Origin of the sequence: Gilliamella sp. wkB308 (genome assembly GCF_001690185.1) — a bacterium.
Lineage (GTDB): Bacteria > Pseudomonadota > Gammaproteobacteria > Enterobacterales > Orbaceae > Gilliamella > Gilliamella apicola_I.
In genome coordinates, this window is record NZ_LZGN01000017.1 from 55,637 (window position 1) to 63,391 (window position 7,755).

General features: G+C 39.5%; 6 protein-coding genes. All 6 read left to right on the forward strand.

The window, feature by feature from the left end; genetic code table 11:
• Nucleotides 1–188: 188 nt before the first annotated feature.
• The 6 genes from A9G10_RS02160 to A9G10_RS02185 all read left to right on the forward strand — a co-directional run bounded on the left by A9G10_RS02160 (nt 189) and on the right by A9G10_RS02185 (nt 7,752).
• Nucleotides 189–1,058, forward strand: a complete 870-nt coding sequence (locus tag A9G10_RS02160; protein WP_065558049.1) for a T6SS immunity protein Tli3 family protein — start codon at nt 189–191, stop codon at nt 1,056–1,058.
• 251 nt (nt 1,059–1,309) lie between these two features.
• Nucleotides 1,310–2,179 (forward strand): T6SS immunity protein Tli3 family protein, encoded by an 870-nt coding sequence (locus tag A9G10_RS02165; protein WP_065558050.1) that lies wholly within the window; start codon nt 1,310–1,312, stop codon nt 2,177–2,179.
• Nucleotides 2,180–2,788: 609 nt separating this feature from the next.
• Entirely contained in the window at nt 2,789–5,386 is a 2,598-nt protein-coding gene (locus tag A9G10_RS02170; RefSeq protein WP_065558051.1) for a T6SS effector phospholipase Tle3 domain-containing protein, read from the forward strand.
• 1 nt (nt 5,387) lies between these two features.
• Complete coding sequence (locus tag A9G10_RS02175) at nt 5,388–6,128, forward strand: T6SS immunity protein Tli3 family protein (protein ID WP_065558052.1); 741 nt, start codon at nt 5,388–5,390, stop codon at nt 6,126–6,128.
• A gap of 11 nt (nt 6,129–6,139) precedes the next feature.
• Nucleotides 6,140–7,009, forward strand: coding sequence for a T6SS immunity protein Tli3 family protein (locus tag A9G10_RS02180; protein ID WP_065558053.1), 870 nt, complete (start codon nt 6,140–6,142; stop codon nt 7,007–7,009).
• 2 nt (nt 7,010–7,011) lie between these two features.
• Nucleotides 7,012–7,752, forward strand: a complete 741-nt coding sequence (locus A9G10_RS02185) for a T6SS immunity protein Tli3 family protein (RefSeq protein ID WP_065558054.1) — start codon at nt 7,012–7,014, stop codon at nt 7,750–7,752.
• The last annotated feature ends 3 nt before the right edge of the window (nt 7,753–7,755 follow it).

Below are 7,755 nucleotides of genomic sequence, written 5' to 3' on the forward strand. Positions count from 1 at the left end.
TTAAACCACGTCTTAAACTTGTGCAAGCAACACGTATTGGCTGTTGTTATTGGGCATATAAACAATTTTACCGGTGAATAAAGAATGCAGTGCGATTTTGATGCCGATGAAGTTAAATTACCCAATAATCTGTCTTTATTGACGGTCTTTCAACAATGGCTAGGTACTGCCAAATCAGGAACTTATCAATGAAACAGACATTCGTTAAATTATGTATTATGTTATTTGCTGTGCCAGTTGTACTGATTGGTATTTTATCAATCATTGCCCCTTTTCCAAGTTCAGAGCCGATGCCACTGCGGCCACCTAAACCCGAACCGCGCGACGGGTATCAACTTTTTTATAGCATTGCCCGAAACGATGAAGTGCTGGATAATTCATTCTATTATGTCAGCACCAAACGGCAGGTGATTTACCGCTATGATGCTGACCGCTACCTTGAACTGCAAGGCGAAAATTGCAGCGGGCATATTTGGTTTCATGACGATAAAAATAATATTCATACCTTAATTCAAAAACGGTTTTATACCGCCTATGACTTACCTAAATATCACTATTACAATCCCGGCAAGCAGTATATTGCCATTCCTACCCAAAATTTAACCGATTTTGCCGTTTCGGTTGATGGTGGGCGGCATTTTATTATTGCCGTGGTATCCCCCATGGCAGCGGTACCCGGTGATGAAGTCGATTTTTTTATTGGTGTGGATGATTCGCCAATACAAGGAATTTATAGCAAACCAGGAAACAGAAACGCACCTATTACCATTTCGGGCAATACCGGTTATTTTGTGTTAAAAAATGGCGAGGTAATATTTGGTGCATCCTATGATTATGACGATATTAATTATGGGCAAGGTTTAAGATATAACCAATTTTATTATCCTTCCGCCGCTTTTTCTGATGAACGGATTAGAGACGGATCTAATTTTGGTGCCTTTGATAGGCTTATTGATAATCAAGAACATAAAAATCGGGTTGAGTCAATGAAACATATCCAGCCCGAACCTTATCAAGGGTGGGATAAAATTCGTTGCGAAGTCGGGGCGGAAAAATAGTCATGTTAAGTATTGCCCTTATGTCCCCCCTTACAGGGGGCAGGATTTTTGATAACACCCTGTTTAAACCACGTCTTAAACTTGTGCAAGCAACACGTATTGGCTGTTGTTATTGGGCATATAAACAATTTTACCGGTGAATAAAGAATGCAGTGCGATTTTGATGCCGATGACGTTAAATTACCCAATAATCTGTCTTTATTGACGGTCTTTCAACAATGGCTAGGTACTGCCAAATCAGGAACTTATCAATGAAACAGACACTCGTTAAATTATGTATTATGTTATTTGCTGTGCCAGTTGTACTGATTGGTATTTTATCAATCATTGCCCCTTTTCCAAGTTCAGAGCCAATGCCACTGCGACCACCTAAACCCGAACCGCGCGACGGGTATCAACTTTTTTATAGCTTTGCCCAAAACGGTGATGTACTGAAAAAATCATTCTATTATGTCAGCACCAAACGGCAAGTGATTTACCGCTATGATGCTGACCGCTACCTTGAACTGCAAGGCGAAAATTGCAGTGGGCATATTTGGTTTCATGACGATAAAAATAATATTCACACCTTAATTCAAAAACGGTTTTATACCGCTTATGACTTACCTAAATATCACTATTACAACCCCGGCAAGCAGTATATTGCCATTCCTACCCAAAATTTAACCGACTTTGCCATGTCCGTTGATGGCGGGCGGCATTTTATTACAGCCAGAGTATCGCCCATGGCAGCGGTACCCGGTGATGAAGTGGATTTTTTTATTGGTGTTGATGATTCGCCCATTGAGGACATTTTTTTTGATCCAATAAAAGGTGATATACCGCTTACTATCTCAGGCAATACCGGCTATTTTGTGTTAAAAAATGGCGAGGTAATATTTGGCGCATCTTATCGTTATAACAAAATTGATTACGGACTTGGGTTAAAAGAATACCCAATATATTATCCTTCCGCCGCTTTTTCTGATGAACGGATTAGAGACGGCTCTAATTTTGGTGCCTATGATAGGCTTCTAGATAATCAAGAATATAAAAATCGGGTTGAGTCAATGAAACATATCCAACCCGAACCTTACCAAGGGTGGGATAAAATTCGTTGCGAAGTCGGGGCGGAAAAATAGTCATGTTAAGTATTGCCCTTATGTCCCCCCTTACAGGGGGCTGGATTTTTGCTTGGTTATTAGCATCATTCTGGTTAATGACCAACATTTTTAATCACTTATCTCGATAATTTTAATCAAAAAAAGTTGCATTGTTGAAAAAAAAAACGTATTTTAGTTAGGCTAATTTTCATACCAATAATAAGTTTTTATTCGGTAAAAAATTGTCACTATTAACACCAAAGGAATGCACAATGAACACAAGGGAATCGACAATAAACAAGCAAAATTTTTTAATCGATATTTTGTCGCTTAAAGATCATCTCTTCCCCCTTGTAAACGTTAATCAATTGTCGATATTATGCCTTTCTGTCATTAATCGTAACAGGTTACCCCTAAAACTAACCTCCTTTAGCGTTTTATCAATCAATCAATTTAAAACAACCCACTTTAAAAATTGGCTGAAAATCCCCAATAGCGATACCAATAATTTCAAACAATCAATCTAATGGCATTGAACATTTAGTAAATAGTATAGAAAAAAAGCGTATGGATGAAACAGTAAAATAGCAAAACTAACAATAACAAAATGAAAACAATTATAGAAAAGATTACTCAAGGATTTAATTTATGATGGATAAAAATAATGCTGATGAAGCCATTGCCACGATTGAGGGCATAATTGGTGTACCCGAACAATCAACTGATGTCATGAAAACCTGCGTCGTTGATGTACCTGCGCCACTGCCATGTATTGTTATTTTAATTCATGGTGTTAACGATGTAGGCGAAGCATTCCCTAATTTAGATAAAGGCATTTGTGCGGGATTAAACAAACGGTTAGGACGTAACGATTTAAAACCCAATAAATGGGAATGGACACAAACCGACGATGAAAATTTTTCGCCCAGAATGCAAATGTTTACAGAATGGACAGAATCTAAGATAACTAAGCCGCCGTTAAAACCGAGTGAGGTAAAACATAAGGGTAACTCACCTGTTATACCTTTTTATTGGGGGTATCGACCGGTTGATATCGATACTTATTACGCTGAACAAAAAGCGTATGAAGAACGATTAAAAAAAGAAAAAAAAGCCGAACTACCCTATGATGCTTATTGGATTGAACGTGAAACCAAAGAACTAAAAGATATGTATGGGTTTTCTAAATTAAATCATGACAATTTTGGCAACTGGATCGATAACCTGTTTACGCGCAATGGAGGACCGTTTTCTGACGCCACAACTTGTATACCCGATATGTATGGTCCTGGTTTTACAGCATTTTCTAATTATATTGCCCAATTAGGGTCAGAAACGGGTTCAAAAGCGTATTATAATCCGCACCGAATTTATATGGTATTTGCTGCCCACCGCTTAGCCAAATTAATCAAAAATATTCGAGATAATGACAGGTTTAAACATGCGCCAATTAATATTGTTGCCCACAGCCAAGGAACCATTATCACCATGTTAGCCAATCTGATGTTGAAGGAACAAAAGCTTTTACCGGCAGACTGCGTGATTATGGCTCACTCGCCATATGCCTTTGATTACACATTTTTTGAAGGGCAATCAAAAGAACTGGGCATGGGGGTACAAACCAATAAAGCACGGGAACAGACCTTTATCAATTTCGTGAATGCTATCAAAAAAGGACAGAATTTACGGAAAAAGAAATTTGACGATCCTAATGTGTTAATCGAAAAAGGGGTGGCGTCGACCCCAACAAAACCCGATTTACTCAATCCCGACACGCCTTATTACGATTTTACCGATCCGCTGTATGGGCGTGACAATTTTGGCAAAGTGTATAACTACTTTAGCCCTAACGATCAAGTCGTGTCGCTGCGCAGTGTCCAAGGCATGGGGTGGCACGGCATTCCCAATAAAATATTTGAGAAGTGCGGTGACAATTTAAAACAGCGGGTATTTAGCCACCGCATTAAAGTGGGCGAAGATCCCAGCAAGTTAGTTTGTTTTGAATCGAACGGCACATTTGTCTATGATTTTCCTAAATATTTAGATAGAGAACCCCTCAATCAGCGCTATACGGATACTTATAACCAATATAAAAACGAATTTGATGTCGACGTGGTGACGATCTATGTTGGTCTTACCGATGACGAACTGGCATTAGTCAATCAACACGACAAGATCGAAAACGGTCGCTTTATCAGAGGTAACTGGGATAAAACAACGGATAAAATCATGTTATTTTATCAACTTGATGAAGAAATCTTATTACAGTTAAAGCAAGATAAGCAAAATAACGTTTATTCGCCATTTGAAACAGGATCATTAGGAAATGTCATATTTAATACAACAGAAAAAATCATTATTAATGGCGAACAAGTACCCGAACCCATAATTTATACCGGTTGTGGAAAAAGCCCTCAAACTGAGTTAGCCAAGGCAATTTATTGTCATGATCTGTTTATAAAAAAAGATAAATATGGTCATTACAAAAGTGATTATATGAAATCAGAACTTTATAAGCCTTACCCGAAATATGAATTTTACTATCGGGGGCCGGATCGCCCCAAAAAGTCATGGATAGGATCGGCAATATATAACAATGCTATCGATGGCCATTACCAATGGCGAAAAGATCGAGAAGCAGAACACCCCGAATGGAAAAACGTTGCCCACTTCCGATTTACCGACGATCCTTATAAGTTCGAAGTGTGGTGTTTTCCTGATGAAGACGAAATCAGACAAGGGGTTTATAAAGATGTGCAAACCAAAGCATCTGAACCCGTGGATAGCAGTCACCACTCTGGCATTACCCTACACAAACAGGTACCGTCGCATATTATGGCGTATGATTTAGCCTTAGGCGAAGTCAACACCGCCAGCATGGCAAGCAAGCGTGAATGGCAACGCTTAATTGACGATGCTGACTGGCGATCGCCACTCAATATGGATAAAGACACGTTAAATTACCAAAGATACGGTATTTTACCTGATCAAATTAAGAAGAGTATGAATCTTTTACAAGGAAAAGTACCTCAAGACGTTGTCAATGAGTATGAGCATGTGAAAACCATTGGTAGAATGATATTAGTCAATGGCAGCAGTGGGGCAGCCAGTCTTATCCCTAATCCTATGGTTAAAGGGGTAGTTAAAACTGCAATCAGAGTGTTAGATAACAAAATTTGTGAGTTTTTTATAGATCCTGAGCTACAGTGGCCACAACCTGTGCCTGACACAAAAAAGGAGCGTTAATATGATCGTCTTAGCCTTTATTTGTACCCTTATAGGGGGCATTATTTTTGCCATTACCCTATTTAAACCACGTCATAAACTGGTACAAATAGCAAGTTATCTGCTGTTTTTATTGGGCGTGTGGGCGGTTTCGCCAGTCAATAATTTACGCCAGCCCAAAGTTGTCAGTCCGTCACAAGTTGTCTATCGATTTGACGAAAACCGCTATCTGCTATTAACCGGTTACCGTTGCCAAGGTCAAGTCTATTTTATTGACGATAAAGAACAGGTTTATTACCAATTAGCGGCTCACTCACAACGAGTTTACACCGAACCTTATCGGCATCCCGCTAAAAACTATATTTCTGTTCCTTTAGCAGATCTGTCTGCTATTGATACTTCTATTGATGGTGGGCGTTCATTTAAAAGCATCGAGTTAGGTATTGGAAACTATTTGGGTGATCATGATTCTCCTCAATATGATGTGGTCAATGACCGGGCCTTTATTTTAGCTAAAGATGGTACATTGTTTGCATCAGAACAGCCATATGGTTACAGAGGATGGGATATGCTAACTAAACGAAATCAAAAAAATAAAATAATAGGTCGCAGTCAAATGATTCCTGACACTATTCCCCCTATTCCTGATGACTACACTGGCTGGGATAAAATGCAATGTGATTATGATGCCGACGATACAATTTTACCCGATAACCATCCCTTGTTAGAAGTCTTTCAACAATGGTTAGGCACCGCCAATTAAGGAATAAACGGATGAAAAAAAAATTAATAACATTATTTATTACGCTGGTTGTAATACCGGTTGGCTCGGTGGTCATTTTGTCGGATATTGCCCCATTTCCCCCGACCGAACCCATGCCGCTAATGCCACCTAAGCCCGAACCGCGCGACGGGTATCAACTTTTTTATAGCTTTGCCCGAAACGGTGATGTACTGAAAAAATCATTCTATTATGTCAGCACCAAACGGCAGGTGATTTACCGCTATGATGCTGACCGCTACCTTGAACTGCAAGGCGAAAATTGCAGTGGGCATATTTGGTTTCATGACGATAAAAATAATATTCACACCTTAATTCAAAAACGGTTTTATACCGCTTATGACTTACCTAAATATCACTATTACAACCCCGGCAAGCAGTATATTGCCATTCCTACCCAAAATTTAACCGACTTTGCCATGTCCGTTGATGGCGGGCGGCATTTTATTACAGCCGAAGTATCGCCCATGGCAGCGGTACCCGGTGATGAAGTGAATTTTTTTATTGGTGTGGATGATTCACCAATTCAAGGAATTTATAGCGAACCAGGAAAAAGAAACGCACCTATTACGATTTCAGGCAATACCGGCTATTTTGTGTTAAAAAATGGCGAGGTAATATTTGGGGCATCCTATAACTATGATGATATTGATTATGGACAAGGATTAAAAGTGTACCCCATCTATTACCCTTCCGCAGCTTTTTCTGATGAACGAATTAGAGATGGCTCTAATTTTGGTGCCTATGATAGGCTTATTGATAATCAGGAATATAAAAATCGGGTTGAGTCAATTAAACATATCCAACCCGAACCTTACCAAGGGTGGGATAAAATTCGTTGCGAAGTCGGGGCGGAAAAATAGTCATGTTAATCGTTGCCCTTATCTGTACCCTTATAGGGGGCGTTATTTTTGCCATTACCCTATTTAAACCACGTCATAAACTGGTACAAATAGCAAGTTATCTGCTGTTTTTATTGGGCGTGTGGGCGGTTTCGCCAGTCAATAATTTACGCCAGCCCAAAGTTGTCAGTCCGTCACAAGTTGTCTATCGATTTGACGAAAACCGTTATCTGCTATTAACCGGTTACCGTTGCCAAGGTCAACTCTATTTCATTGACGATAAAGAACAAGTTTATTACCTTTTATCTGCCGGCTCTCGGGAAATTTATACCGAACCCTATCGACACCCTGCTAAAAACTATATTTCTATCCCTTTATCTGATATCTCTGCGATTAATACTTCCATTGACGGGGGGCGTTCATTTCGAAACATCCATGTAGCGGATGGGTACTGGCTAGGCGATCATGATTCTCCCCAATACGATGTAGTTAATGACCAAGCCTTTATTTTAGCTAAAGATGGCAATTTGCATGCCTCGGAACGCCCCTTTGGAACTAAAGCACCCTATATGTTATCAAAACGGGATCAACATAAAAAAATATTAGGTCGCAGCCAAATCATTCCTGACACTATTCCCCCTATTCCTGATGACTACACCGGTTGGGATAAAATGCAATGTGATTATGATGATAATGACACAATTCTGCCCGATAACCACCCCTTGTTAGAAGTCTTTCAACAATGGTTAGGCACCGCCAATTAAGGA

Bases quoted from the DNA above. Each gene is read 5' to 3' on its own strand.
- A9G10_RS02160 (WP_065558049.1), top strand. From the start codon at position 189: ATGAAACAGACATTCGTTAAATTATGTATTATGTTATTTGCTGTGCCA.
- A9G10_RS02165 (WP_065558050.1), top strand. From the start codon at position 1,310: ATGAAACAGACACTCGTTAAATTATGTATTATGTTATTTGCTGTGCCA.
- A9G10_RS02170 (WP_065558051.1), top strand. From the start codon at position 2,789: ATGATGGATAAAAATAATGCTGATGAAGCCATTGCCACGATTGAGGGC.
- A9G10_RS02175 (WP_065558052.1), top strand. From the start codon at position 5,388: ATGATCGTCTTAGCCTTTATTTGTACCCTTATAGGGGGCATTATTTTT.
- A9G10_RS02180 (WP_065558053.1), top strand. From the start codon at position 6,140: ATGAAAAAAAAATTAATAACATTATTTATTACGCTGGTTGTAATACCG.
- A9G10_RS02185 (WP_065558054.1), top strand. From the start codon at position 7,012: ATGTTAATCGTTGCCCTTATCTGTACCCTTATAGGGGGCGTTATTTTT.